At 61.1% G+C, this 23,304-nt stretch carries 22 protein-coding genes and 1 pseudogene; 6 read left to right on the top strand and 17 right to left on the bottom strand.

What is annotated here, in order from left to right:
* Positions 1 to 84: 84 nt before the first annotated feature.
* Genes kdpC through kdpF form a run of 4 tightly spaced genes read right to left on the bottom strand, consistent with a single transcriptional unit; the run spans position 85 to position 4,505 of the window.
* A complete protein-coding gene (gene kdpC, locus AUR04nite_RS07320; RefSeq protein WP_141363464.1) occupies positions 85 to 690 on the bottom strand; it encodes a potassium-transporting ATPase subunit KdpC in 606 nt (201 codons plus the stop codon).
* 1 nt (position 691) lies between these two features.
* Complete coding sequence (gene kdpB, locus AUR04nite_RS07315; RefSeq protein WP_141363462.1) at positions 692 to 2,803, bottom strand: potassium-transporting ATPase subunit KdpB; 2,112 nt, start codon at positions 2,801 to 2,803, stop codon at positions 692 to 694.
* A complete protein-coding gene (gene kdpA, locus AUR04nite_RS07310; protein WP_407646674.1) occupies positions 2,800 to 4,407 on the bottom strand; it encodes a potassium-transporting ATPase subunit KdpA in 1,608 nt (535 codons plus the stop codon). Before kdpA ends, kdpB begins: the two co-directional genes overlap by 4 nt.
* An 8-nt stretch (positions 4,408 to 4,415) precedes the next feature.
* Entirely contained in the window at positions 4,416 to 4,505 is a 90-nt protein-coding gene (gene kdpF / locus AUR04nite_RS07305) for a K(+)-transporting ATPase subunit F (RefSeq protein WP_141363458.1), read from the bottom strand.
* Positions 4,506 to 4,846: 341 nt separating this feature from the next.
* Between kdpF and AUR04nite_RS07300 the strand changes: the two genes are divergently transcribed.
* Positions 4,847 to 6,142, top strand: coding sequence for an MFS transporter (locus AUR04nite_RS07300; RefSeq protein WP_141363456.1), 1,296 nt, complete (start codon positions 4,847 to 4,849; stop codon positions 6,140 to 6,142).
* 205 nt (positions 6,143 to 6,347) lie between these two features.
* Here AUR04nite_RS07300 and AUR04nite_RS07295 read toward each other — a convergent pair whose 3' ends face one another.
* From AUR04nite_RS07295 to AUR04nite_RS07265, 7 genes are read right to left on the bottom strand one after another with little or no spacing between them, the layout of a single operon-like run.
* A complete protein-coding gene (locus tag AUR04nite_RS07295; RefSeq protein ID WP_141363454.1) occupies positions 6,348 to 7,403 on the bottom strand; it encodes a sugar phosphate isomerase/epimerase family protein in 1,056 nt (351 codons plus the stop codon).
* A gap of 36 nt (positions 7,404 to 7,439) precedes the next feature.
* The gene (locus AUR04nite_RS07290; protein ID WP_141363452.1) at positions 7,440 to 9,035 is read right to left on the bottom strand and encodes an ABC transporter substrate-binding protein; all 1,596 of its coding nucleotides are present in this window, start codon (positions 9,033 to 9,035) and stop codon (positions 7,440 to 7,442) included.
* Positions 9,028 to 9,828 carry an ATP-binding cassette domain-containing protein gene (locus tag AUR04nite_RS07285; RefSeq protein ID WP_141363450.1) on the bottom strand — a complete coding sequence of 267 codons (801 nt, stop codon included), beginning with the start codon at positions 9,826 to 9,828 and terminating at the stop codon, positions 9,028 to 9,030. The genes AUR04nite_RS07290 and AUR04nite_RS07285 overlap by 8 nt, the downstream gene beginning before the upstream one ends.
* Positions 9,825 to 10,865: an ABC transporter ATP-binding protein gene (locus AUR04nite_RS07280; protein WP_141363448.1), complete on the bottom strand. Its 1,041-nt coding sequence runs from the start codon at positions 10,863 to 10,865 to the stop codon at positions 9,825 to 9,827. The genes AUR04nite_RS07285 and AUR04nite_RS07280 overlap by 4 nt, the downstream gene beginning before the upstream one ends.
* The gene (locus tag AUR04nite_RS07275) at positions 10,865 to 11,881 is read right to left on the bottom strand and encodes an ABC transporter permease (protein WP_141363446.1); all 1,017 of its coding nucleotides are present in this window, start codon (positions 11,879 to 11,881) and stop codon (positions 10,865 to 10,867) included. Before AUR04nite_RS07275 ends, AUR04nite_RS07280 begins: the two co-directional genes overlap by 1 nt.
* 15 nt (positions 11,882 to 11,896) lie before the next feature.
* Positions 11,897 to 12,775 carry an ABC transporter permease gene (locus AUR04nite_RS07270; RefSeq protein ID WP_141363444.1) on the bottom strand — a complete coding sequence of 293 codons (879 nt, stop codon included), beginning with the start codon at positions 12,773 to 12,775 and terminating at the stop codon, positions 11,897 to 11,899.
* Positions 12,772 to 13,821 (bottom strand): sugar phosphate isomerase/epimerase family protein, encoded by a 1,050-nt coding sequence (locus tag AUR04nite_RS07265; protein ID WP_141363442.1) that lies wholly within the window; start codon positions 13,819 to 13,821, stop codon positions 12,772 to 12,774. The genes AUR04nite_RS07270 and AUR04nite_RS07265 overlap by 4 nt, the downstream gene beginning before the upstream one ends.
* Before the next feature lie 143 nt (positions 13,822 to 13,964).
* Here AUR04nite_RS07265 and AUR04nite_RS07260 point away from each other — a divergent pair, with 143 nt between their 5' ends.
* The 3 genes from AUR04nite_RS07260 to AUR04nite_RS07250 all read left to right on the top strand — a co-directional run bounded on the left by AUR04nite_RS07260 (position 13,965) and on the right by AUR04nite_RS07250 (position 16,618).
* Positions 13,965 to 14,666 carry a FadR/GntR family transcriptional regulator gene (locus AUR04nite_RS07260; protein ID WP_170184129.1) on the top strand — a complete coding sequence of 234 codons (702 nt, stop codon included), beginning with the start codon at positions 13,965 to 13,967 and terminating at the stop codon, positions 14,664 to 14,666.
* Positions 14,667 to 14,739: 73 nt separating this feature from the next.
* Entirely contained in the window at positions 14,740 to 16,206 is a 1,467-nt protein-coding gene (locus AUR04nite_RS07255; RefSeq protein ID WP_141363438.1) for a chlorohydrolase family protein, read from the top strand.
* Between the two features lie 46 nt (positions 16,207 to 16,252).
* On the top strand, positions 16,253 to 16,618 hold the full coding sequence (locus tag AUR04nite_RS07250; RefSeq protein ID WP_246055433.1) for a DUF3817 domain-containing protein: 366 nt from the start codon (positions 16,253 to 16,255) through the stop codon (positions 16,616 to 16,618).
* Positions 16,619 to 16,688: 70 nt separating this feature from the next.
* On the opposite strand, the gene AUR04nite_RS07245 is transcribed toward AUR04nite_RS07250, so the two are convergent.
* The 3 genes from AUR04nite_RS07245 to AUR04nite_RS07235 form a co-directional block, all read right to left on the bottom strand.
* Entirely contained in the window at positions 16,689 to 16,955 is a 267-nt protein-coding gene (locus AUR04nite_RS07245; protein ID WP_141363434.1) for a hypothetical protein, read from the bottom strand.
* Between the two features lie 57 nt (positions 16,956 to 17,012).
* Positions 17,013 to 17,804, bottom strand: coding sequence for a hypothetical protein (locus tag AUR04nite_RS07240; RefSeq protein ID WP_141363432.1), 792 nt, complete (start codon positions 17,802 to 17,804; stop codon positions 17,013 to 17,015).
* Positions 17,805 to 17,999: 195 nt separating this feature from the next.
* Entirely contained in the window at positions 18,000 to 18,767 is a 768-nt protein-coding gene (locus AUR04nite_RS07235; protein ID WP_170184128.1) for a 2-keto-4-pentenoate hydratase, read from the bottom strand.
* Between the two features lie 574 nt (positions 18,768 to 19,341).
* Here AUR04nite_RS07235 and AUR04nite_RS18525 point away from each other — a divergent pair.
* Positions 19,342 to 19,668, top strand: a pseudogene (locus AUR04nite_RS18525) (SDR family oxidoreductase); the annotation flags it as partial.
* A gap of 15 nt (positions 19,669 to 19,683) precedes the next feature.
* Here the strand turns inward: AUR04nite_RS18525 and AUR04nite_RS07225 are convergent.
* Both AUR04nite_RS07225 and AUR04nite_RS07220 read right to left on the bottom strand, forming a co-directional pair.
* Positions 19,684 to 20,310, bottom strand: a complete 627-nt coding sequence (locus AUR04nite_RS07225) for a response regulator (RefSeq protein WP_141363428.1) — start codon at positions 20,308 to 20,310, stop codon at positions 19,684 to 19,686.
* Positions 20,307 to 21,500 (bottom strand): sensor histidine kinase, encoded by a 1,194-nt coding sequence (locus AUR04nite_RS07220; protein WP_246055431.1) that lies wholly within the window; start codon positions 21,498 to 21,500, stop codon positions 20,307 to 20,309. The genes AUR04nite_RS07225 and AUR04nite_RS07220 overlap by 4 nt, the downstream gene beginning before the upstream one ends.
* Positions 21,501 to 21,639: 139 nt before the next feature.
* Between AUR04nite_RS07220 and AUR04nite_RS18125 the strand changes: the two genes are divergently transcribed.
* A complete protein-coding gene (locus AUR04nite_RS18125; RefSeq protein ID WP_218024650.1) occupies positions 21,640 to 22,542 on the top strand; it encodes a DUF4822 domain-containing protein in 903 nt (300 codons plus the stop codon).
* Positions 22,543 to 22,701: 159 nt separating this feature from the next.
* On the opposite strand, the gene AUR04nite_RS07210 is transcribed toward AUR04nite_RS18125, so the two are convergent.
* Positions 22,702 to 23,292 carry a TetR/AcrR family transcriptional regulator gene (locus AUR04nite_RS07210; protein ID WP_141363426.1) on the bottom strand — a complete coding sequence of 197 codons (591 nt, stop codon included), beginning with the start codon at positions 23,290 to 23,292 and terminating at the stop codon, positions 22,702 to 22,704.
* Between the last annotated feature and the right edge of the window lie 12 nt (positions 23,293 to 23,304).

The raw sequence follows: 23,304 nt of genomic DNA, 5'->3' as shown, positions 1-23,304 counted from the left end.
CCTGGGCGCAGGGAACACTTGCCAATAATGGTATACCAAATATCTGTGTTTTGGCTGTCAGCTCTCTTCGTCAGCCTGATTTCGTCAGCCCAGCTCATCCAGGGCGGCATTCAGCTCCACCACATTCACCCGTTCCTGGCCCACAAACCCAAGGGTCGGCCCGGTGGTGTGTTCGCGCACCAGCTGCTGCACCTGCTGCGCAGACAGCCCGCGGGCCCGGGCCACCCGGGAGCTTTGCATCTGGGCGTTGGCCGGGCTGATCTCCGGATCCAGCCCGGAGCCTGAGGCGGTGAGCGCGTCGGGCGGGATCTGGTCCTCGGGCACCTGGTTGAACTTGGCCAGCTGGGTCTTGCGCAGCAGAATCTGCTTGACCAGCTCGGGGTTTTCAGGCCCCAGGTTCGAGCCACCGGATGCCAGTGCGTCATAGTCGTTTGCAGAAGGCCGCGGCTGGAAATACTGCGGCAGCGCATCACCGGCGGGATCGGTGTAGCTTTTGGCGATCAGCGCCGAGCCGAGCACCTGGCCCTGGCCGTTGCGCAGCAACGAGCCATTGGCCTGGGCAGGGAAGAGCCATTGGCCGGCGGCGGTGATGGACAGCGGGTAGAGCACCCCGAGCAACAGGGTGAAGACCAGCATCAGCCGGGCGGCGGTGCCCAGCGAGCTGAGTGCGGAGACAAGTTTTTGGCGCATCCTAGAACCCCGGAATCATGCTGATGAACAGGTCGATGATCTTGATGCCGATGGCTGGAACCAGCAGCCCCGGCACCCCGCAGTACAGCAGGTTGCGGCTCAGGGCTGACTGCAGGTTCGCCGCCTTGTAGGGGACGCCCCAAATCGCCAGCGGCAGCAGGATGCCCATGACCACCACGGAGAACATCACCGTGGAGATGATCGCGGAGGCAGGAGAATGCAGCTGCAGGATGTTCAGCACCGCAAGGCCCGGGAACGCCCCGACGAACAGGGCAGGGAAGAGGGTGAAATAGCGGATGACGTCATTGGCGAAGTTGAAGGTGATCAGCGCCCCGCGGGTGGCCATCTGCCGGCGCCCGATCTCCACAATGTCCACCAGGTGGGTGGGGTTGTCATCCAGGATCACCATATTCGCCGCCTGCTTCGCGGCCGCCGCGGCGGAGTTCATCGCCACGCCGATGTCCGCCTGCGCCAGCGCCGGGGCGTCGTTGATGCCGTCCCCGCTCATCGCCACGAAGTGCCCCGCCGCCTGCTCCTGGCCGATCAGCGCCAGCTTGTCCTGCGGGGTCGCGTCTCCCACCACCTCGTCGATCTGCGCCGCGGCGGCGATGGTTGCGGCGGCCACCCGGTCGTCGCCGGTGACCATCAGGGTGCGCACGCCTAGTTCGCGGAAGCGGGTGATGCGCTCGGAGACGCCCTCCTTGATGACATCGCGCAGGTCCACCAGCCCCAGCGCGCGGCCCGGGGCGCCGGGCTCCTTGACCGCCACCACCAGCGGGGTGCCGCCGTTGCGGGCGATCCCCAGCGCCTCGGCGCGCATTTGGGCGACGATTTCGCGCCGCGGGGCGGTGCCTTGGGCCTTGAGCCAGGCGAGGATCGCCGACTGCGAGCCCTTGCGGATCTTCGTGCCGTCGGCCAGGTCGTGCCCGGACATGCGGGTGGAGGCGCTGAAGGCTACCGGGGTGCCGCCTTCCTGGTCCCACTGCCGGATCTGCCCTTCGCTGGGGGTGCCGTCGGCCAGCTGGTTCGCCAGCTCGATGATGCTGCGCCCCTCCGGGGTGGGATCCTGGGCGCTGGCCAGCGCCGCGGCAGACAGCAGGGTGTCGGGCGCGGTGCCGCCCAGCACGATGAATTCCACGGCGGTGCGGTTGCCGCGGGTGATGGTGCCGGTCTTGTCAAGGATCACGGTGGTGATGCCGCCGGCGGTTTCCAGCGCCTTGGCGGAGGCCACCAGCACGCCGCGCTGCAGCAGCTTGTACATGCTGGCGATGCCCGTCACGCTCATCAGCGCCGCGATCTCGGTGGGGATCAGGCACACCACCACGGCGATCAGCACCGGGATGGAGATCGGGGCCGCCACCTCGGAGACCGCGAGGTTCAGGCTCAGGGCCAGCAGCATGAAGGCCAGGCAGAAGGAGGCCAGCAGCGTGTTCAGCGCCATTTCGATGGGGGACTTCTGGCGCTGGGCGCCGCGGGCCAGCTTCAGGGTCTGGGAGAGCACGCTGTCCTGGCGGCCCACCTGGATCTTGACCACCAGCCGGTCGCTGGAGACCGTGGTGCCGCCGGTGACGGCGGTGCGGTCGGTGCCTGCCTGGCGGATCGCCTCGCCGACCCCTCCGGTCAGCTCGGACTCGTCCACGCTGGCCCGGCCCCAGATGACCTCACCGTCGGCGGGGATCTGCATGCCCGCCTCCACCAGGACCACGTCCCCGGGCTTCAGCTCGCCCGCGGTGGTCTGCTCGGTGCGTGCGGTGCGCGCCGCCGCGTCCTTGAGCTGGTCGTAGTCCAGCACCAAGGTGGCCGGCACGTCCTCGTCCGCGGTGTGCAGGTGGCTGCTTTGGCGCCGCCCGTGGCCCTCGGCGATGGATTCGGCCAGGGTTGCGACGAACAGCGTGGCCCACAGCCCGAAGCACAGCAGCCAGGTGAAGCCGGCGGGCAGGGTGGTGCCTCCGGAGGTGCTGGGCCCGTGGACCAGGGCTTCGGATACGGCGATGAAGGTGCACAGCACCGCGCCGGCCTCGGTCAGCAGCAGCACCGGGTTGTGCCAGAGGTAGCGGGGGTCGAATTTCACCAGTGCGTCCAGGCACACCGATGCGGCGGAGCGCAGGTTCACGGCATCAGCCCCTCGGCCAGCGGCCCCACCAGGAACAGCGGAATGAAGGTCGGCACGGCGATGAACATGATCAGGCTGACCAGGAAGCCCACGAACTGCGGGCGGTGCAGCGGCAGCTCCGCCGAGCGCGAGCTGGCGCGCTCCGCGGTTGCCAGGGCGCCGGCCAAGGCCAGCACGATGCTGATCGGCGCAAAGCGGCCGGCCAGGATGATCAGGCCCAGCAGGGTATTGAGCCCCGGGGTGTTGGCGCTGAACCCGGCGAAGGCCGAGCCGTTGTTGATCGCCGCGGAGATGAACGCGTAGAGCACCTCGGAAAATCCGTGGGATCCCGGATTGCCCATGCCTGCGATGATCTCCGCCCGGGTATAGGGCAGCGCGGAAGCCAGCGCCATGCCGCCCAGGGAGAGCACCGGCATGATGAGGATGGCGATGCTCACCAGCTTCAGCTCCCGGGTGCCCAGCTGCTTGCCCAGGTACACCGGGGTGCGCCCCAGCAGCAGGGCGGTGACGAACACGGCGATGACCACCAGCACCAGCACCGCATACAGCCCCGAGCCAGCCCCGCCGGGAGCCACCTCGCCCAGCACCATGTCCACCATGAGCATCAGCCCGCCCAGCGCCGTATAGGAGCCGTGCATGGAATTCACGGCGCCGCCGGTGGTCCCGGTGGTGGCGGTGGCAAACAGGGTGGAGCCGATGATGCCGAAGCGCTGCTCCTTGCCCTCCATGGCAGCCCCCGCCAGCTGCGGCGCGGTCCCGGACCCGTGCAGCTCGAAATAGGTCAGCGGAAGGTAGACCAGCAGGAACAGCACCGACATGGTCAGCAGCAGCGCATAGCCTGCCCGCTGGTCGCTCACCATGGTGCCGAAGGTGCGCAGCAAGGTGAAGGGGATCAGCAGCAGCATCAGCACCTGCATGAGGTTGCTGATCGGCGTCGGGTTTTCAAAGGGGTGCGCCGAGTTGGCGTTGTAGAAACCGCCGCCGTTGGTGCCCAGCATTTTGATGGACTCCTGCGATGCGACCGGCCCGCCGGGCAGCAGCGCGGTGGACTCGGTGAAGTTCTGCACCACCCCGCAGGCCAGCAGCAGCACCGCAAAAACAATTGACAGCGGCAGCAGGATGCGCAGGTTCGTGCGCACCAGATCCACCCAGAAGTTGCCCAGCGCCGCCGCCCGGTGTGCGGCGATGGCGCGGATCAGGGCCACTGCCACGCACATGCTCACCGCGGCGGAGACGAAGTTCTGCACGCTCAGCCCTGCCATCTGGGCAACGTAGCTGATCGACTGCTCCGGCACATAGGACTGCCAGTTCGTATTCGCGACGAATGACACGGCCGTGTTGAACGCCAGATCAGGGCCCATGCCGTCGAAGGCCAGCACCGCGTAGAGCAGGATGAAGCCGGCCAGGCTGAAGGAGAAGACAGCGCCCAGATAGCCGCGCCAGGAGTGCTGCTGTTCTGGCTTGGCGCTGATCAGCCGGTAGATCCAGCGTTCGGTGCGCAGGTGGCCGCTCGCGGTGTACACCCAGGCCATGTAGTCGCCCAGCGGGCGGTAGAGCACCGCGATGGCGGCCGCCACCAGCAGCAGGTTGCCGGCCGCATTCAGCCAGGGCATCAGATGCGTTCGGGCTTCAGCAGCGCCGCAATCAGGTAGCCGACGGCGGCGGTGCCGATGACCGCGCTGACGATGTTGATGACAAGCATTGCACATGCACTTTCTAGGTTCGTCCCATGCCGGGATTGCCGCGACGCAAATACTGTACACCCCCAAGGGCGGGACTTCGCTGTAGAAGTCCGGCCCTGGACGCAGCTGCGTGGTATTTCTAGCGTTTGGCCTAGGTGAGATGCACTAGTGCGTCGAGCCGGATCCTCTTCACGGTGCCTGCGCTGCGCTCCACAGCGGCTGGGTCGATTAGATAAGTAGCTGGATTTCATCGGCGGCTGCAGCAGTTGATCGTTCAGCCTTCAGGATCATCGAGTATGCCGCCAGAAGATCGAGTGTCACGCACTGATCATTCAAGCAGCGCACCGGCTAAACTCTTGGGGTGTCCAAGATCTTTCTTGATGTCACTCCGCTAAAAGCATCGCCGGCCTTCCGCCGTCTGTGGCTGGGCAATTCGCTGTCAGCCATCGGCACGCAAATGACGATCATGACTGTCAGCCTGCAGGTGTACGCAGAGACATCCTCCAGCTTCTCCGTCGGCCTGCTGGGCCTTTTCACTGTCGTTCCCCTGGTGATTGCCGGCTTGTACGGCGGCGCCATCGCCGACGCCCACGACCGGCGCAAGGTGGCCCTGTACTCGGCCCTGGTGCTCTGGGCCGTGTCCTTGATGCTTGCCATCGGAGCCTGGGCGGGAATCAGCAACGTGTGGTGGCTGTACATCCTCATGGCGGTGCATTCGGGGGCCTCGGGCATCAACCAGCCCACCCGCGGCGCGATCATCCCGAACCTTGTTGGGCTCAAGCTGCTGCCCTCGGCCAATTCGCTGAACATGCTGACCTTCAGCATTGCGATGATGCTCGGCCCGGTACTCGGCGGCCTGCTGGTGGCCAACTACGGCTACCGCTGGACCTACACGATCGACGCGGTGACCTTTGCCGCCAGCGTCTGGTCGGTGTACCGGCTGCCCTCCATGCCCTCGCAGCTTGAATCAGCGGTGCGCGGACTGAAATCTGTGAAGGAGGGCTTCGCCTACCTGGGCACCCAGCCCGATATCCGGATGACCTTCATCATCGACCTGGTGGCGATGATTTCTGCCGCCCCGCGCGTGCTGCTGCCCGCGCTGGCGGCGGTGGCCTTGGGCGGCGGCGAGACGACCGTCGGGCTGCTGATGGCCGCAGTGGCTGTCGGCGCCACGGTGGTGGGGCTCTTCTCCGGAATGCTCAACGGCATCCGGCACCAGGGCCGGGCGGTGTTTATCGGCGTATGCTTCTGGGGACTGTCCATGGCCGGGCTTGGCCTGGCGTCCTATGCCGCGCTGCGCCACGGAGGAGCACAGCAGGAATCCTGGCTGTGGCTGGGATTGGCACTGCTTGCCATGCTCATCGGCGGCGTCGCGGATACCGTTTCCTCGATTTTCCGCACCACCATTTTGCAGTCCGCGGCGCCGGATCACATGCGCGGGCGCCTGCAGGGAGTGTTCATTGTCGTCGTAGCCGGAGGCCCGCATATCGGCGGGCTGCTGGCCGGCGCCGGTTCTGCATTTATCGGGGAATCGTGGACGCTGATCGCCGGGGGCCTGCTCTGCGTATTGATCGCAGCCTGGCTGATGCGCTGGCAGCCCTCGTTCTGGGCCTATGATGCGACGAAGCTGGTAGAAATCAGTACGAAGAACGACTGAATTGGTTCGGTTCGTCCAGCTGCTCCGCGAACTATGAGCGTCACAAGCAATGGTGAATGATGTGCCGGTAGATCTTTGGACAAGATAGTGAAGGGTATGGCCTCAAAGCCATACCCTTCACTATCTGGATAACGTGAGTCTTCGCCGGGCTTGGATTGTCAAGGCACCTGCAAGATGGCCACGTCGGTGACCAGATGTCCGCCCGCTAGAGAGCGGACCCAACCGAGGCTATTCCCAATCGTTCCAGTGCGCCACGCAGGTGCACTGCTGATTCAAGAACCATTTTCTCCCCGTCGTAACCGGCTTCTCGCATTTCTTGAAGGCTGGGAAGTTCCCCACGGTCGACTTTTTGTGCGTAGTCAGCTGCCAGTCGTCGGATTTCCGCGACCTCAGCGCTGTTCAGATCTGGATGCAATGCAGTCCATGTGGGATCGTCCAGTCCGATGGGCAGATGCAGGGTTGGCCCGGCATTTTCGATGGATAGTGGCAAGTCGGGATTGGCATCGTGCAAGATCTTGAGTACTGCGTCCCAGTCAATGACACCCTGACCGATAGTGGCAAATACACGGCCAAAGACGCCGTCCTGTTCACCCAGCACAAAGTCCCGCAAATGGGTTGCTCGGGTGTAGGGCGCCACTCGTTTTGCAGCAGCTACAGGGTCTTCGCCACGTACCACCACATTGGCGGTATCGAAGGTGACGCCGGTGACGTCAGGACCCACGGCTTCGACCAGGCGCACCACTTCGTAGCTGGTGATTTCCTCATGGGTTTCAATGTTCATGTGGACGCCGTGTTCGCGGGCTGCCGGTGCCAGCAGTTTGAGGAACTTCTCAATGGCAGCCAGCTGGTCGGTCCAGGGCGCGTCGGTGCGGAACCGGTCGAAGACGTAGTAGCCGGGCAGCCCCTTTTGGTAGTTGGCGCAGGCCACCCAGAGGTCGGTGACTCCGGCGGCCTGGCTGGAGGCTTCCATCATCTTGATCATGCCGTGGGTGTAGTCGCCGTCGCCAAGACGGCGCACTGCCGGAGCTTCTGCCGCAGCATAGGGGTTTACCTTGGCCAGGCCCATTTGCAAGTAGAGCCCCAAATCGTCGGCATGTTGGCGGACTTCGGCTAGAAGACCTCGGTCAAGAGTTGGGGAGACATCGAGAACTGTGCGGAAGTACACGCCTTCCAACCCATAGTTCTTCGCTCGATCCAGAATCTGGAATGGGGTGTCGGTGGCCTCGTGCGGAATCTTGCTTCCGTCTACTCCAACGCGCATGGTCTTTTCTCCTTAGGGTTTTGTGGTGAGTAATTCTTAACTTCCCCACTCCGAAACACGGAGCGAAGATGAGTATTTGAAATGATTGACGTCCTTGTTCAATACCGCAGTAAAGCGTGCCCGATACAAGACGACGGTTGATGAGTTGTCCACCCATTTTTGGGTCAGTTCATCGATGAGCGGCTGCTGGTCTTTAGGATTAGGAATCTGACCCAGTTTTTCCAGCAGTGGCATAGTGCCGTCGATACAAATGTGCTGATTGTTGAAGCTGGAGTCGCAAGTCATCTTTTTGCGGAACTCGTAGGCGGCAACAGAGCCGGCACCTTCAAAAAGCAAGGCTGATTCGTATTTGCCGGTATTGAACCGGGTCGCGAAAGACGTCGGAGTTTGCGAGTCAATGTTGACGGTTACTCCGATTTCTTCCCAGGCGGCCTTCAAGATGGTAGCCAGCGTGGATACGCTGGGTGCGGCCGGATTGATCATTAGATCCAGCGTTGGATTCTTGATGCCTGACTCTTTGACCAGATTGCGAGCCTTGTCCAAGTCCATCGGTCGTGGCGCGCTGAGCTTTTCGTTGTAGCCAGAGACTCCTGGAGGGAAGGGACCATAGTAGCTATCGGCATATCCGTGGGCAACTTCTTTGATGATTTGGTCGTAGGGCACCGAACGAGTCAGTGCTTCACGCAGCTTCGCATTAGAGCTGTCACCCTCCGCATTGTTCATAGAAACCGTGACCGGCGACAAGGCCGGAGCAGTGGCGACTTTGCAGCATTCCTCTCCAGCCAGCTGGGCAACCACATAGGGTGGGAGTCCTAGCGTGACATCGGCTTGGCCGCGCCGGGCCTGCAGCATCAGGGTCGGCACCGAAGTGATGAAGTTGATTCTCACCGTTTCTTCCAGGGGCGCCGGACCATAGTAGTTCGGGTTGCGTTTGAGGATTGCGTGGTTATTCGGGACGTAGGTGTCCAGCACGTAGGGGCCCGAACTGCTGGCGGTATGCGAAGCAAGCCACTGGTTTGGCACACCTTGTTTGTCTTCACCATGCTTCTTGATTTCCTGAGGATCGTAGATCGAGCCGCGGGACTGAGCCATGGTGACCAGGATCGATGGATAGGCGCGGGACAGTTCCAGTCGCACTGTGGTGGGATCGACAACCACAACATCCTTGATCAACGGCGGATCGGTGATGCCAATCTGCAGGGCCAACGCACCACAAGCGCCGATAGTCAGATTGCGCATGATTGAATAGCGGACTGCTTCTGCATCCAGCGGGTTGCCGTTGGCGAATTTTGCACCTTCGCGCAGCTTGAAGGTGTAGTTCTTGCCGTCCTCGGATACCGTCCAACCTGTGGCAAGGTCCGGCTTGACCCGGTCGAGCTCGGTACTAGCCACCACCGTACCGTCCTCTTGAGTATCGGTATCCAGCTGCACCAACCGTGCATAGAAATTGGAAGCAAAAGAATTGTCATCGCCTCCGCAAACAAAGGCGGGATCGATATTTGTCAGCGAAGTTGCCCAGTTGACAGTGAAGGGGCGCTGAGAATCCTCGGACCCGGGAATGGTTCCGCAGCCGGTGAGCATCATTGCACCTGCGGTGAATAGCGCGGCAGCGCGGATCAATAATTTACGCATGGCCTACTCCTTGCTTAGTTCCGGGAACGGCATCAAGCAATGCCTTGGTGTAGGGGTGGGATGTCTGTTCAAAGACTTCTTGAGACGTGCCATACTCGACGACTTTGCCCCGATGCATCACAGCAATCTGATGGCTCATCAACTTGGCAACGGCTAGATCGTGGACGATGAACAGATAGGTCAGCGACAGCTCATCCTGGAGCTGAGCCAGAAGATTCAGCACTTGGGCTTGGATGGAGACATCCAAAGCTGAAACAGGTTCATCGAGCACGACCAGCTGTGGATTGAGCACTAGGGCTCGGGCGATGGCGATGCGCTGGCGCTGGCCACCGGAAAAAGCATGGGGATAGCGTTCAGCTTGCTTTTCCGTCAGGCCCACCAGATCTAGCGTCTTGGCGACTTTGAGCGCACGCTCAGACCGGTCCTTGTGCCCATGAATGATCAAAGGTTCTTCCACTAGTTCACGCACAGTGAAGCGGGGGTCCAAGGAACCGTTGGGGTCTTGGAAGACCATTTGCATACTGCTGCGCAATGCACGTCGTTCGGATTTGGACAAGCCAGTGATCTCTCGCCCATCGAATCTGATGGAACCGGAGTCCACTGCTGTAAGCCCCATGACGCAGGAAGCGGTGGTGGACTTGCCTGATCCGGATTCTCCGACCAGTCCTAAAGTCTGACCGCGCCCGACCGACAGGCTGACATCATGCAGAATTTGGGTTTTGTTGCGACCGCCAAATCCTGTGGAGTAGGACTTATTGAGGTTTTCGATCACCAGCAAATCTTCTGTGCTCATGACTGTGCTCCTTCAAGCTCATGGGCGAAGTGACAACGCGAGACGGCACCGCTAGCTAGTACGACGGCTTCAGGACGCTGCTCGTGGCAGATTTTTTCTGCAGAACCCAGCGGGCAGCGTTCAGCGAATGCACACCCCGGCTGAGCTGCTGCCAGATCTGGAGGGGAGCCGGGGATCGCAGGCAGCTGGCCACGGACGGTGGTGTAGGGATCTATCATGCAGTCCAGCAGCGCCTTGGTATATGGGTGCGTCGGCTCGTTGAACAAGGCATTGACGCTGGTTTGCTCTACAACACGGCCGGCATACATGACGTTGACGCTGTCGCAGAGCTGCCGCACGATTCCCAAATTATGGGTGATCATCATCAGTGCGTTGCCTCGTTCATCGCAAATGCGTTCCAGCAGCTCCAGCACCTGGGCTTGTGTTGTGACGTCCAAGGCGGTGGTTGGCTCATCGGCGATGACCACGGCGGGGTCGTTGGCAATGGCCATAGCGATGAGAACACGCTGGCGCATGCCTCCGGAGTACTGATGTGGGTAGTCCTCAATACGTCGACGTGGATCGTTGACGCCGACTTCGGCCAGCAGCTCACAGGCAAGTTCCTTGGCCTGACGCACTGACAGGTTTTGGTGAACTCGAATTGTTTCGACGAACTGACTGCCGATGGTCTTCAGCGGGTCTAGACCTGCCATCGGGTCCTGGAAGACAAGCCCGATATCCTTGCCGCGGATCGCTGAGATTTCCTTGTCGCCCAGGCCCACCAGCTCCTTGCCGCGGAGCTTCACCGAGCCCGAAGCTACTTTTCCAGGTGGAGGAATCAAGCCAACGAGAGACATAGCCATGGCGGACTTGCCGGATCCAGATTCGCCGACAACGGCCAGACGCTGGCCGGGGCACAAGGTGAAGCTGACATCCCGCACTGCTTGCACGGTAGACCCCGGCAGCTCGAAGTTGGTACACAAGTTGTTGATTTCAAGTACAGGCGTTGCCGTGGATTGTTCCTGTCCGGCGCGCTGCACCTCGGTGTTCACAGGCATTAGCGGGCTCCTACTCGAGTGCGGGGGTCAACGGTTGTAAGAATCACGTCGGCCAGCAGGCTGACAACAACGTAGAGCACTGCCGCCAGCAACAGCACTGCCTGCACCACTGCGAAGTCTTTCTGGATAATGGCATCAGCTGTCATCGAGCCAATGCCTGGCCAGCCGAAGACCTTTTCCACCAGCAGGCTGCCAGTGAGCAGGTCGGCGAAGAGCAGCGAACCTGCAGGCAGGATGGATAGCAGTCCATGCGGTGCGATATGTCGGTTGAAGACAGGGAACTTAGTCAGCCCGTGGCTGCGGGCTACCATCACGAATGTTTCGCGGCGGGTGCTCCGAAGCTGAGAGCGGTAGAGGCGGGACAGGAATGCAAAGGGACCGATACTGATGATTGCCGCCGGCAAGACCAGATGCCATAGGGCGTTGAACATCAAAGGGATGTTTCCAGCCAGCAGCGCATCCACTGAATACAGACCGGTGATGTCAGCTGGCGGCACGAGCCCTGGGCTAAGCCGTCCTTCCGGGCCGGGGAAGACTCCGAACTGCACTGCGAAGACCATCAGCGCCAGCAACGCAATCCAGAATGGAGGAGATCCCATAGCCAGCGATGATGCAGTGCGCAGCAACCTGTCGGCCCAGCGCGAATTCGAGTAGACAGCGAGGGAGGCAAAGAGCACCGCTGTACCGATGGCGAAGATCACCGCAAGAACGCCCAATTCAATGGTGGCTGGCAGGCGGTCGCCGAGCAGAGAGTTCACCGTTCCGCCGGTGGAGTAGGAAAACCCGAGATCGCCAGTAAAGACAGCACGCATGTAGCGCCAGTACTGGACGAAGAGGTTCTGGTCCAATCCCATATCGGCGCGCAGGGCTGCAACGGCGTCTTCGGTGGCCATGTCCCCGGCGATCGCGCGGGCAGGATCTCCGGGGACCACTCGCAGCAGGATGAATGCGAAGACAGATGCGCCGAAGATAGTTGCCAGTGAAATACCGACGCGGCGCAGAATTGTGGAGAGCATCAGCTGTTTCCTTTCCTAGACCGCGTCCGAGCGGGGGTCAAGCACCTCGCGGGCGCGGTCAGCAATCAGCGTGGTCAGGGTTACTGCAACGAGTAGTCCAAGGCCAGGGAAGCCTGCGATCCACCACTGTCCGGTCAGGAAGAACTGCTGACCGTCGGTGATCATGGCGCCCCATTCAGCGGTGGGCGGTTGGGCGCCCAAGCCGAGGAAGCCCAAGGCCGCCAGCGAGAGGATCGATGCGCCGAAGACTGCGGCCATCTGAAGGATCATGGTGGGTATCAAATGCGGAAGCACATGGCGGAGCAAGATCCGCACGGGGTGTGCTCCAATCGCATCGGTGGAGCGGATGAAATCCTGGCCGTAGAGGCGCATGACCTCGCTGCGCAAGGTGCGCATATACCAGGGGAACGAGTGCAGCGACAGGCCGATGACCACCGCAGTGACGCCGGGGCGGATGGCCATCGCGATGGCCATGGCCAGCAGAATGGCGGGAAAACACAGGATTGAGTTGGTCAACCAAGTGAACACCGAGTCAACCCAGCCTCGCATGGAACCCGCCATCAAGGCCAGCGCACATCCCAGGACCGCGCCGATCACTGCAATCAGTAGCCCGGCAAAGACCGAAGTCCGTCCACCGTCGAGGAACCGGGCCAATAGGTCGCGCCCTGTGTCATCAGTTCCCATTGGATGGGCGGCACTGGGGGCCTGAAGGACATTGGAAAGATTGATGGCATCTGAGCTCAGTGGCCAAAGCCATGGACCGATCAAGAGACCGACCACCAGAAGGATAAAAAGTCCAAGGAAAATGCTCAGCGGGATATCGCGTTTCAGGAAGACCGCGATGGGGTTGCTGCGCTGTTGGGTGGCTCGGACGGAAGCAACGCTTAAGGTCATGATTCCTCCAAAGATCCGTTGCGGGTTGATACGTCGTCCAGGATCTTCGCCAGCTGCGCAGCTGAGGATTGCAGCTGTGACAGCTTGGTTTCTGCGCTGGGATTCTCATCCCAGTGCGCCAGATCTGCGATGGATCCAGACCGGACAAGCTGCGAGGTTTTCCAGGAATAGCCAGCCAATGCGCCCAGCTGTACCGGGTCGATGTGCGGTTCGGACGCGAACCACGAGGGGTTGCTGACCTCGGTATCAAACCGTCCCTGATGCTGTTCCAACGTGAAAGTTCGAACACCGGCTTCCCAGAGCACGGTAATGAGCCGGTGGTAGTCCAGCACGCCTTCTCCAATGGGGCGAAGTCTGCGGCGATAGCCGCTGCTGATGGGGAAAAGCACCAGATCTTCAAGATGAGTGCTGCCGATTCGGTTACTCAGCTTTTCCGCTACTGCCAGTGGATCTTCACCGCGCACTACGAGGTTCGCGACGTCGAGTCCAATGGAAAAGACCGCCGGGTCAAGCTGCTCGACTAGAGCAGCCACTTCGTTGGAAGCTAGGTCTTCGTGGGTTTTCAAGTTGATGCGGGCTCCGGATTGCGCTGCGATGGATGCCAAGGACTGCAAGCTGTGCAGGATTTGGCGCAGCTGCTGCTGGTGGCTGGCATCTCTGACGCTGCGGGTGTAGAGGAAGAAATCCCTGCAGCCAAGATCGATCCCGAGCTCCAGCATTTTGGCGGTTTCGGTGCGCAGCGCAAGTGGAGCGTCTGCTGGGCCCGCGGAGCCGAGGCCTAGCGTTAGCTCGACATCAGCTTCGAGCAGCTGATCGATGGCTTCGCGAAGTTGCTGCTCGGAGGAGTTCTGCGTTTCCAAAGGCAGCGAGTTCAGCGTGATAGCTGAGAATCCTGCGTGTAAGGCTGCCTGGAGGCTCTCCAGCAGGCCTTCGTTGGCCAACGTTGGAAAACGGGTAAATTGTGCGCCGATGCGAAAATTCTGCGCCTTGGATGTTGGTTCTGGGACCGGGGATGAATCGATCCCACCGTGTGTGATCTGCGTCATGGAACAGTTGTATCAGACATCGGATGTCTGATGTAAGACTAGTAACCGAAAAGTTTTTGTGGCAATATCGCAAAAGTAAGTACCCAATAATTAGTGCAGGGTTAAATGAACCGTGCGGACTATTGGATGACCGAGGGGGCGCTATGGGTGTAATCACTCGACGCAGTGTCGTGGATGAAGCTATTGATCTGATGCGTGAACGCATCAGCTCTGGACAGTGGAGCTTGGGTATGCGGCTACCGTCGGAACTTGAGCTATCTACGGAACTGGGGCTCTCTCGTGCCGCATTAAGGGAGGCGGTCCGCGCGTTGGTTCATGCTGGATTACTGGGCATTAAGCGAGGTGACGGGACGTTTGTCACCGCTATTGACGAGCGGGCCATTGCTTTGCGGCGAGGTATTGCCAACACTTCGGAGCGGGAGGTGATCGAGACTAGGCAGGCCCTGGATATCCCCGCGGCTGCACTGGCTGCGCAACGCCGTACCGACGATGACTTGAAGGCAATGGAAGCGGCGCTTGCGCGGCGTCGAAACGCAGCCGCCGCCGGTGACCTGGAAGATTTCCGTTCGGCGGATCATGACTTTCACCGGGCAGTCTTTGCTGCCACGCATAATGAATTGCTGATCATGCTTCATCGAACCTTGACTGAGTCGATTGATGCAGATTGGGTAACGCCGGTTGGCGTCGTGCGGGCGGCCATATCAGAGAGTGATGATCACGATGAGATTTATCGTGCCATCTTGGAAGAAGATCCGCAGCGTGCTGTGGCCTCTGTCAGTTCGATCCTTGACCGCCATGAGCACGATCTCAACATCGTGGAGTCTGAAGTTCACCCTGAAAACTGAGCATTTTCGGTATACCAAGTTTCCTGAATTTTGGGTAAGCTGAGTCACAGCACCGATTGACTAGGAGTATTGAATGGGACAGATCACCCGTGTTAAAGCGGCCTTTGTGATTGGTTTTGAAAACGACGACCACTGCATCTGGCCGCAGGGTGAACTGGTCCACGAGGACGACAAGATCATCTTCGTCGGTCGCGGATACACCGGCCGCGTGGACAAGGAAATCGACGCAGGGCACGCCATCTTGTCCCCTGGATTTGTGGATACCAATGCGCTGGCGGACATCGACCACGCGCTGTTTGATTCCTGGCCGTCAGGGGATCGGCGCTTCGGGCTGATGTGGTCGCAGGAGTACCTGCACAACCACGGTGCGGTCTTCACTCAGGAAGAAATGCTCTTCCGCCGCCAATTCGCCATCAGCCAGCTGGTGCGCAACGGCATCACCACGATCATGCCCATTGCCGCGGAAACCTATTTCCCGTGGTGCGAGGACTATGACGATATGGCCCTGTTGGCCGGAGCGGTGAAGGACCTGGGCATCCGCGGCTATCTTGGCCCCAGCTACCGGGCCTTGGTTCCGTATACCGACGGGAGCAGCGTCATGCTGCACGAGGACGAAGCCAAGGGCATCGACGGCCTGCAGCAGGCTCTGCGCTTCGCCGACGACTACGACGGCAGCGCCGACGGCCGGATCCGCGCCGCGCTGCTGCCAGCCCGCATCGAAACGCAGACCGAGCGCACCTTGAAGATGACTCGAACCGCAGCCGACGAGCTGGACATCCCTGTCAGGCTGCATGCCGCCCAGGGGCTGGGGGAGATCGAGATGATTTTCCAGCGCACCGGCAAGCGCTCCATCCCGTACCTGCATGACATCGGGTTCCTCAAGGAAAAGACGTTCATCCCGCACGTCTGGACCGTCCCGGGTCACCAGCATATGCCTGAGAAGTACGGGCAGGGTGACGACGTGAAGCTGCTGGGAGAGAACGGCACCTCGGTGATCTTCTGTCCAATCCCCACCGCCCACTACGGCGGCTGCATCGACAATTTCGACGAATATCTTGCCAAGGGCACGCGTGTTGTCATGGGCACCGATTCGGCCCCGCCGAACATGATCCACGGCCTGGACCTGGCCATGGCGATGACCAAGACCATTACTGCCGACCGCTCGACTGCACTTGCCGAAGACCTGTACCGCGCCGCCACCGTCGAGCCGGCCCGTGCACTGGGCCGTGATGACATCGGCCGGCTGAGCGTCGGAGCCCAGGCCGACTACTTCGTCGTGGACCTGGCCTCGACCCACATGGGTCCGCACGTAGACCCCATCCGCACGCTGATCATGAACGGCGACGGGCGCGATATCAACCGCGTTGTCGTGGCGGGCAAGACCATCGTCGAAGACAAGGAAATCGTCACCGTCGATACCAGCAGCTATGTGCTCAAGGCGCAGAATTTCATGGACAAGTATGTGGCGTCTTTCAGCAGCAGCGATTTCAAGAAACGAGAAACAGCTGAGCTTTTCCCTTCCACCTTCCCCGTGAGGTAGCCTAGGCGGGATTGTCTTTTGGCGTTGAAGGAGCAAATTCGTGACGATGACCGATCAGGCCGCCCCTGCGCTGACGCCGGCAGCTGAACTGCGGGGTTCAGCTAGATGGCAGCAGGGCATCCGGCGGCTGTTCCGCATTGTTTCCTTCGTAGAAGTGGTCACGTGGATCGGCATGCTGACCGCCATGGTCTTCAAGTACTTCATCAACGGCAACGCCATGGGCGTGACGATCTTCGGCTGGGCGCATGGTCTGACCTGGCTTGCCTACCTCGTCATCACCACGCTGACGGCATTCACCTTCCGCTGGAAGATCTGGGTATGGCTCACCGGCTGCGTCGGGTCGGGCCTGCCGTTCCTTACCTGGCCATTCGAGTACTGGATGATGAAATCAGGCCGCTTGAACCTGAAATAGCGCATGAAAACGCAGCAAGCCCTACCCCAAAGGACAGGGCTTGCTGCGCATCTAGTTCATGTTGGGGACTTTATCCTGCTGCTCCGTGCTCGTACCGGAAATTTACCAGTGCTTGCCCAAGGTCATCGAGTGCGCCGCTAGTTGGAGAGGAAGCTGCATTGATGGTGTGCTGAGTGGCGATATCAAGTTGAGGCTTAGTAAGAATTCGAGACTGGTGTGCTCCACTGGCATCGATAATTACGTAGCGATCATCCTGCCCCTTGAGCTGAATGACAGTAAATTTCGCGTTTCTCTTCGGAGGGAGACCCGTGTAGGGATTGATTCGATTAGCATTCATTCCGCTCACCTCTTTTCAATAGCAATCGTAGCTGTCTGCTGGTTCCCCGAGTAGTATTCATTCTCCTTCACCGAACTCGAACAGCATTCTTCGTTGTAGTTTCTCTGAGATCGCACGATGCATTTCAGCTTCCTCACTGGAGACATTCCACCTAACCATTTTTGACTTGAGATATGCCGCATAGGCTTTTAGCCGTGCGATAAAAATGGGCTTGCCGGCACGATTGAACTCGCCTGAAACAGTCAGCGGAAATTGAACTGAGTCATCGGGGCTTTCGATTGGGTGGACTGTCATGGAAGTGCTTGGTTGGCAGTGAGGTCTGAGGCCTGGATGTCGAACATAGATCTGACTGTTATTAATCGGCTTGGACTGCAAGCGATATTGGTCTTTTCTTGGTGGTACGGACTGACGGCTAGTGATTTCTCGGTTGCCTCGTCGCTGCCCTTGACTTCTATTTTTGTCAGGATCGAAAAATAACCAGGGGCGAACCGGTTGGTTGAGTGTGGCCAGCAGCTTTGCGCCGAATTCCTGTTCAACTTCGTTTTCACTCAAGCTTTTTGCCATGCCTTCTTGAAAACGCTTGAGCCATTGATCCCCGTGATCTACCCGAACCTTCAGCTTGAATGTTCTCACGGCGTAGATTGCGGCCAGGAGGGCAATGATTGGCCCAAAGAGCGGCGTTGCTGACAACACCAGTTCAAATCCGGAAGTCATCCATTGCCATGGCTCGTGTGTAAGCAAGACAGCTTGTCGATTGCAACATTGAGGACCGGCTAGCCACTGGCTGGAAAACTCTGCAACGGCTGTGGGCTCGCGAAGCTTGGTGAGCAGGTTGAAAACAGTTTCCATATGCAAAAGGTAGAAGCTTATCCAACGTATTGACGGCTGAGAGACTCTGATTGTTAATAACTGCGTGATGCAGTGATTTGCACTCAAACGAGTACTGGATTATGAAGTCAGGCCGATTGAACCTGAAGTAGCGCATCAAAACCTAGCAAGCCCTGTCCGAATGGACAGGGCTTGCTGCGCATCTGACGCGACGTATTAGTGGAAATTCGCGCTGACGCTTCCGATGCCTGCGATTGCGGCGGTGGCGCTCTTGGCACCCGCCAGCGGAGCGGGCACGTTCATCGAGCCGCTGAGAATGATATCTCCAGGCTTGAGTCCGTCGGCAGTTTGTGCCAGGTATCGTGCCAGCCAGGCAACGGATTCCAGTGGATTGCCCATGACCGTTTCGGTGGACCCCGGGTGCTCGGTGTCGCCGACAGTCAGCAGGCTGGTGGCTGCCGCGATATCGGCTGGCAGCTCGACCGCTTCGCCGACGACGGCTGCGGCGGCATTGGTGTTGTCGGCGACCAGCATCGGCAGGTTTGCCGGTCCGCCGGTCCAGCGGCTGTCAACGATTTCAATGGCGGGAGCCACTGCCTTGGTCGCGGCGATGACATCGTCGATGGTTGCCTCCGGGTTGTTCAGGGCGGTGCCGATGATGAACGCGATTTCAGCTTCTACGGCAGGGTTGCTCATGTTCTCGGTGGCGATGGAGCCTCCTGCTTCAATCAGCGTGCTTTCCAGCAGGTAGCCCTGAACCGGTGCGTCGGCGTTGAAGGAAGCGCGTACTGCCTCTGCGGTCAGGCCGATCTTGTAGCCGATGACTCGTTCGCCCTCGGATTCGGCGATTTCGCGGCCGTGCGCGGCAATGATCGAGGCTAGATCCATGTCAATGGTTTCGGTTCCAACGGTGGACACCGGAGCACCGCTGCGGGTGGCCAGGCGCAGGTTACGTGCAACGCTTTGAATGCTAGAAGCTTCCATATCTCTTCCTTCGGTTGAACGAAAAACTGAACGACAGGTCCCTGCAGTGGGATCTGTCGTGATAATTCGTGTGGGCATGTACGCAACCGTTGGGTACACAGCGGCAGCCGTCGAAGTGATTTGCTGGTGTGTTTCCGAGTTACATTATGAGCATGACGAATCGCACAGTGAAAAAGAAATTTCATTACGCGGAAAAACAAGGCAGACTTATCGGTGAGCGGAGTGCTTTGAACGGTGAACGGCATCACTTATCGGCTGATTTCACGGCAGATCACAGTTAGGGAAGATTTACCGGATACACCCAGAGCAAGTTCTCAAAGTTACGAAAATACCGAGAACTGCCATGCTCAGAAGTCAGCAACTTAGCGCAACGGTGGATCTTGGCATCTTTGGAAAACTGCGTAAGTCTCCGGATCAACTTCGGGCCTGGGCAAGGCCGCGGCGCAGTAAATTGCCGCCGAGATGCCCGGTGCAGAACTCTGCGAGCAAGCAGTGGCAGCGGTCAACGCAGCCGACATCCTAGTACTTAACGGCCCCCGCCCGGAACCCGGTTTCGCCAAGGACACGACCGCGGTTGCACCAGCAGACGCCGATCGAAAACCTCGCGTTGTCCAATCTGGGTCGCATCTCATTGGCCGGCTACCTCAGAACGCTGGCCGCTGAGGTCGCAGCCGCGGTCATCTCCGCCAACTCGCTGCTTTCAGGGCGCGTGGCCACTTTTCGCGCTGCACAGATCGACCAGGTCACTGCGGCCAAGCGCGGCCTATCTGTGCAGGACGCCCATGCCGCGACAGCGGCAATGATTCCCAGCGGCGACTACGGGAAGCCGGAGGATTTCGCGGCCGTCGCAGCATTCTTGGGCAGCGTGCAGGCAACGAATATCACCGGAACCTCACTGCGCCGTGACGGCGGCGCTCTAGGCGCGGCGGATAATGCGTCGGGCGATGGCCTCCGCCACTGCTCCGGCGCGGGTGTCAGTATTCAGCTTCGTGTAGATGTGCGCCAGGTGGGATTTCACGGTGCCCTCGGAGACGAACAGGGCCTTGGCGATCTCCTTGTTGCTCTTGCCCTGGGCGAGCAGCTCCAGGACATCCACCTCGCGGGCGGTGATCTGCGGCATCGGGTTCGAGCTGCGCTTGACAAGCGTCGCCGCCACCACCGGGGCGAGCACCGTTTCGCCGCGCGCCACCGAGCGCACCGCCTCGAACAGCTGCGCCGGGGGAGTGTCCTTGAGCAGGTAGCCCAGCGCCCCGGCATCCAGCGACTTGAGGATGTCGCTTTCGGTGTCATAGGTGGTCAGCACGAGCACCTGTGGCGGGTTGGGCAGGGCGCGCAGCGCGCGGGTCGCCTCGATGCCGCCGGGCCCTGCGCCCAGATGCAGGTCCATCAGCACCACATCGGGCGCCTCGCGCCTGACCAGTTCCAGCGCCGAATCGGCGTCGTGCCCCTGGCCCACCACTTCGATGTCCGCCGCGGTGTCCAGCAGCGCGACAATCCCGGCGCGCACCACCGGATGGTCGTCGATCAGGGCAATGCGGATCATGATTCCTCCCAGGGAAAAACAACTGACAGCGAGGTGCCCTCGCCGGGTGAACTCTCAACGGCAAAACTACCACCCAGTCCGCGCACCCTCCGGCGCAGCCCGGGCAGTCCGTGCCCGCGCAGCGAGGGCACGGACTTGGCGCCGGTGTTGAAGCCGCGGCCGTCGTCGCGGATATCCACCAGTAGCGCCTCCTGCTCGAAGGTCAGGGTGACCATGGCCCGCTGCGCCTGCGCATGGTCGCGCACATTGGCCAGCGCACCGCGCACCGTGAAGATCACCGCCTCGGCCAAATCGGCGGGCAGCGCCCGAGCCTCGCCCTCGAAGCGCAGCCCCAGCTCGGTGCCGGCGCAGGGCTGGGCGATGATGGCCTCCAGCTGGCTGCGCAGGGCGCCGGGGGACACCGCGCTCAGCGACTCCTCAGCAAGATCCCGCACCACCCGGCGCACCGTGTCAAGGGCGCTGCGCGAGGTCTGCGCGGCGGTATGCACCCGGTCGCGGGCGGCTTCCGAGCCCCAAGACTGTTCGGCCGCCTGCAGAAACAGGTTGATGCTCGACAGGTCCTGGCCGATCGAATCGTGGATGTCGCGCGAGAGCCGAGCCCTTTCGGCGATCGCGCCGGTGCGCCGCTGTTGGCTGGCAAGGTCCTCCTGGGCCTGCAGCAGCTCTTCGACCGCCTTGGCCCGCGCGGTGGATTCGCGCTCCAGCGCGCGGTAGGCGAAGACCGTCACCAGCCCGATGCCGATCGGGCCGGCAATCAGCGTCGGGTCGATGGCGGTGCCCACCCGTAGCCAGCCGATCGTGATCGTGAGCATCATCGCCGCGACCACCACAGCGGCCCACCGAAACGGCAGCATCTGCAGCACCGCGAAGGCCAGCGGCACCGAACACCAGGCAAAGCTCGGGGCCAGGAGCGTGAGCAGGCCCCACAGCACCACCGCCGCCAGCGACCAGGCGATGCCCCAGCCGCGCCGGTTGGCCAGCGGCCGCAGCGCGTAGCCGATGACCAGCCCGGTGCTGCCCAGCAGCACCGGCAGCCCGTCGGCAAACAGGTCGTGGCGTTCGTGGTAGCGCAGCGCACTGGAGATCAGCAGGATGACAAAGATGACATCCAGCCAGCGGTCCAGGCGCTGCATCTGGCCCAGAATGCCGCGGCGCCTCGCGGGCTCGCCCATCTCCTCGACTATGTCCATAGCCAAGTATTCTACGGCGGCCGCCAGCCCCGGCTATCGTCCGTTCGGCTATTTCTTCCTGGCTGTGCGCCGGATGTCGTGCACTTTTAAACACAGCAGGATGGAGATAACAGGAAAACCACCGAGCGAAGGAACCACCGTGAACTTCACCTCCAAGCCAGCCAAGACCATCACCGCCCTGGGTTCGGCAGTCCTCGCCATGAGCCTGCTGGCCGCGTGCTCCACCACCGGCGCCGAGGCTCCTGCCTCCAGCAGCCCTGCCGCCGAGTCCGCAGCGCAGACCGGCTCACAGGTGCTGTCCTCCACCGCGTGGGAGACCACCGGCGCCGTGGACCAGGACGGCAAGGACGTCGAGCTGACCGACGACGCCGCCAAGAACTACGTGGGCTTCGCCTACTTCAAGGACGGCGGCAGCTTCACCATGTTCACCCTGGACGACGCCCCAAAGATGCAGGGCGACTGGACCGTGTCCGAGGACGGCAAGACCCGCCACATCGTCGCCAAGGACGATGCCGGCAAGACCCTGTTCGAGCGCGACTCTGAAATCACCGAGCTGACCGGCGAGAAGTTCACCTACCGCACCTACCCTGAAGAGGGCAACAAGGACGTCTATGTGGACATCATCCACACCCCGACCGACCACGCCGAGCCAGCCAAGCTGACCCCGTCGCAGGTGCTGTCTTCCACCGCGTGGGAGACTACCGGCGCCGTGGACCAGGATGGCAAGGACGTCGCGCTGACCGACGATGCAGCCAAGAACTACGTCGGCTTCGCCTACTTCAACGACGGCGGCGACTTCCAGATGTACACCCTGGACGACGCACCGAAGATGCAGGGCGACTGGACCGTGTCCGAAGACGGCAAGACCCGCCACATCGTCGCCAAGGACGAGGCCGGCAAGACCTTGTTCGAGCGCGACTCGGAAATCACCAAGCTGACCCGCGACGAGTTCACCTACCGCGTGCCTTCCGAGGACAACAAGGGCGAGTACGTGGACATCATCCACACCCCGACCGACCACGCTGAGCCTGCAGGCAAGTAGGCAGCACCTGTCGATGTCAGCGCGGCGGCCAGTCGGAGCATTCGTTCCGGCAGGCCGCCGTGTTGCTTTCTGCAGGCAGAAGTTCAGAGGCAAAGGGCCAGTCGCGGTCGACGGTCAGCCGCAGGGCATGATTGAGTTTTCGGTGAACCTGGAGCGTTCCTAGGGCAACGGCAGGGCCGCCACCTGGTGGTGGACCTGCACCAGCTGCTTGGTGGTGGCTTGGTCCAGCGGTACGTTGCAGGCCAGGTGCCTGATCGCTGTGGCGCTGAGCGCCGCGCAGTATTCGATGCTTAAGATCGTCTCCAGCGTGGCCGGAAGCCCCGCCGCCTTCAACCGGCTGTGCAGCACGTCCTGGATGCAGCGTTCTCGGGCAGCCAGGGCATTGCGCAGCGGCACGTCGCTGGTGGTCAGCGCGTGTACCCAGATGAGAAACCTGGTATTCGCATCGTCTTGGGAAGCGAAGTGGGCTGAATATAACGCGTTGAGCGCTGGGCGCAGTTCGGCCGGCGTCGCGGGCGGCTCAAAGGTTTCGACCGCGTCGACGAAACCGTCCAAGGGCCAGAACACTGCATCCGCTTTGGTCTCGAAATGGCGGAAAAAGGTGCTCTGGGAGATTCCTGCGTGGCTGGCGATCAGCGCGGCGGTAGTTCCGTCATAACCGTGTTCGGCGACCAGATCCGCCGCGACCTGGTGGACCCGGGAGACCAGTTCGATTTTCCGCCGCTCGCGCAAGCCCATGGTCTGTGTCATTGCCCCGCCTGT

The sequence above is a fragment of the Glutamicibacter uratoxydans genome (assembly GCF_006539925.1).
Taxonomy (GTDB): Bacteria; Actinomycetota; Actinomycetes; order Actinomycetales; family Micrococcaceae; genus Glutamicibacter; species Glutamicibacter uratoxydans.
The sequence above is the reverse complement of the archived record's forward strand: the minus strand, read 5'-3'. Positions and strand labels throughout refer to the sequence as shown.

Excerpts from the sequence above, each read along its gene's own strand:
- kdpC (WP_141363464.1), bottom strand. The coding sequence starts at position 690 with ATGCGCCAAAAACTTGTCTCCGCACTCAGCTCGCTGGGCACCGCCGCC.
- kdpF (WP_141363458.1), bottom strand. The coding sequence starts at position 4,505 with ATGCTTGTCATCAACATCGTCAGCGCGGTCATCGGCACCGCCGCCGTC.
- AUR04nite_RS07295 (WP_141363454.1), bottom strand. The coding sequence starts at position 7,403 with ATGCGCGTTGGAGTAGACGGAAGCAAGATTCCGCACGAGGCCACCGAC.
- AUR04nite_RS07290 (WP_141363452.1), bottom strand. The coding sequence starts at position 9,035 with ATGCGTAAATTATTGATCCGCGCTGCCGCGCTATTCACCGCAGGTGCA.
- AUR04nite_RS07285 (WP_141363450.1), bottom strand. The coding sequence starts at position 9,828 with ATGAGCACAGAAGATTTGCTGGTGATCGAAAACCTCAATAAGTCCTAC.
- AUR04nite_RS07280 (WP_141363448.1), bottom strand. The coding sequence starts at position 10,865 with ATGCCTGTGAACACCGAGGTGCAGCGCGCCGGACAGGAACAATCCACG.
- AUR04nite_RS07275 (WP_141363446.1), bottom strand. The coding sequence starts at position 11,881 with ATGCTCTCCACAATTCTGCGCCGCGTCGGTATTTCACTGGCAACTATC.
- AUR04nite_RS07270 (WP_141363444.1), bottom strand. The coding sequence starts at position 12,775 with ATGACCTTAAGCGTTGCTTCCGTCCGAGCCACCCAACAGCGCAGCAAC.
- AUR04nite_RS07265 (WP_141363442.1), bottom strand. The coding sequence starts at position 13,821 with ATGACGCAGATCACACACGGTGGGATCGATTCATCCCCGGTCCCAGAA.
- AUR04nite_RS07260 (WP_170184129.1), top strand. The coding sequence starts at position 13,965 with ATGGGTGTAATCACTCGACGCAGTGTCGTGGATGAAGCTATTGATCTG.
- AUR04nite_RS07255 (WP_141363438.1), top strand. The coding sequence starts at position 14,740 with ATGGGACAGATCACCCGTGTTAAAGCGGCCTTTGTGATTGGTTTTGAA.
- AUR04nite_RS07250 (WP_246055433.1), top strand. The coding sequence starts at position 16,253 with ATGACCGATCAGGCCGCCCCTGCGCTGACGCCGGCAGCTGAACTGCGG.
- AUR04nite_RS07245 (WP_141363434.1), bottom strand. The coding sequence starts at position 16,955 with ATGAATGCTAATCGAATCAATCCCTACACGGGTCTCCCTCCGAAGAGA.
- AUR04nite_RS07240 (WP_141363432.1), bottom strand. The coding sequence starts at position 17,804 with ATGGAAACTGTTTTCAACCTGCTCACCAAGCTTCGCGAGCCCACAGCC.
- AUR04nite_RS07235 (WP_170184128.1), bottom strand. The coding sequence starts at position 18,767 with ATGGAAGCTTCTAGCATTCAAAGCGTTGCACGTAACCTGCGCCTGGCC.
- AUR04nite_RS07225 (WP_141363428.1), bottom strand. The coding sequence starts at position 20,310 with ATGATCCGCATTGCCCTGATCGACGACCATCCGGTGGTGCGCGCCGGG.
- AUR04nite_RS07220 (WP_246055431.1), bottom strand. The coding sequence starts at position 21,500 with ATGGACATAGTCGAGGAGATGGGCGAGCCCGCGAGGCGCCGCGGCATT.
- AUR04nite_RS07210 (WP_141363426.1), bottom strand. The coding sequence starts at position 23,292 with ATGACACAGACCATGGGCTTGCGCGAGCGGCGGAAAATCGAACTGGTC.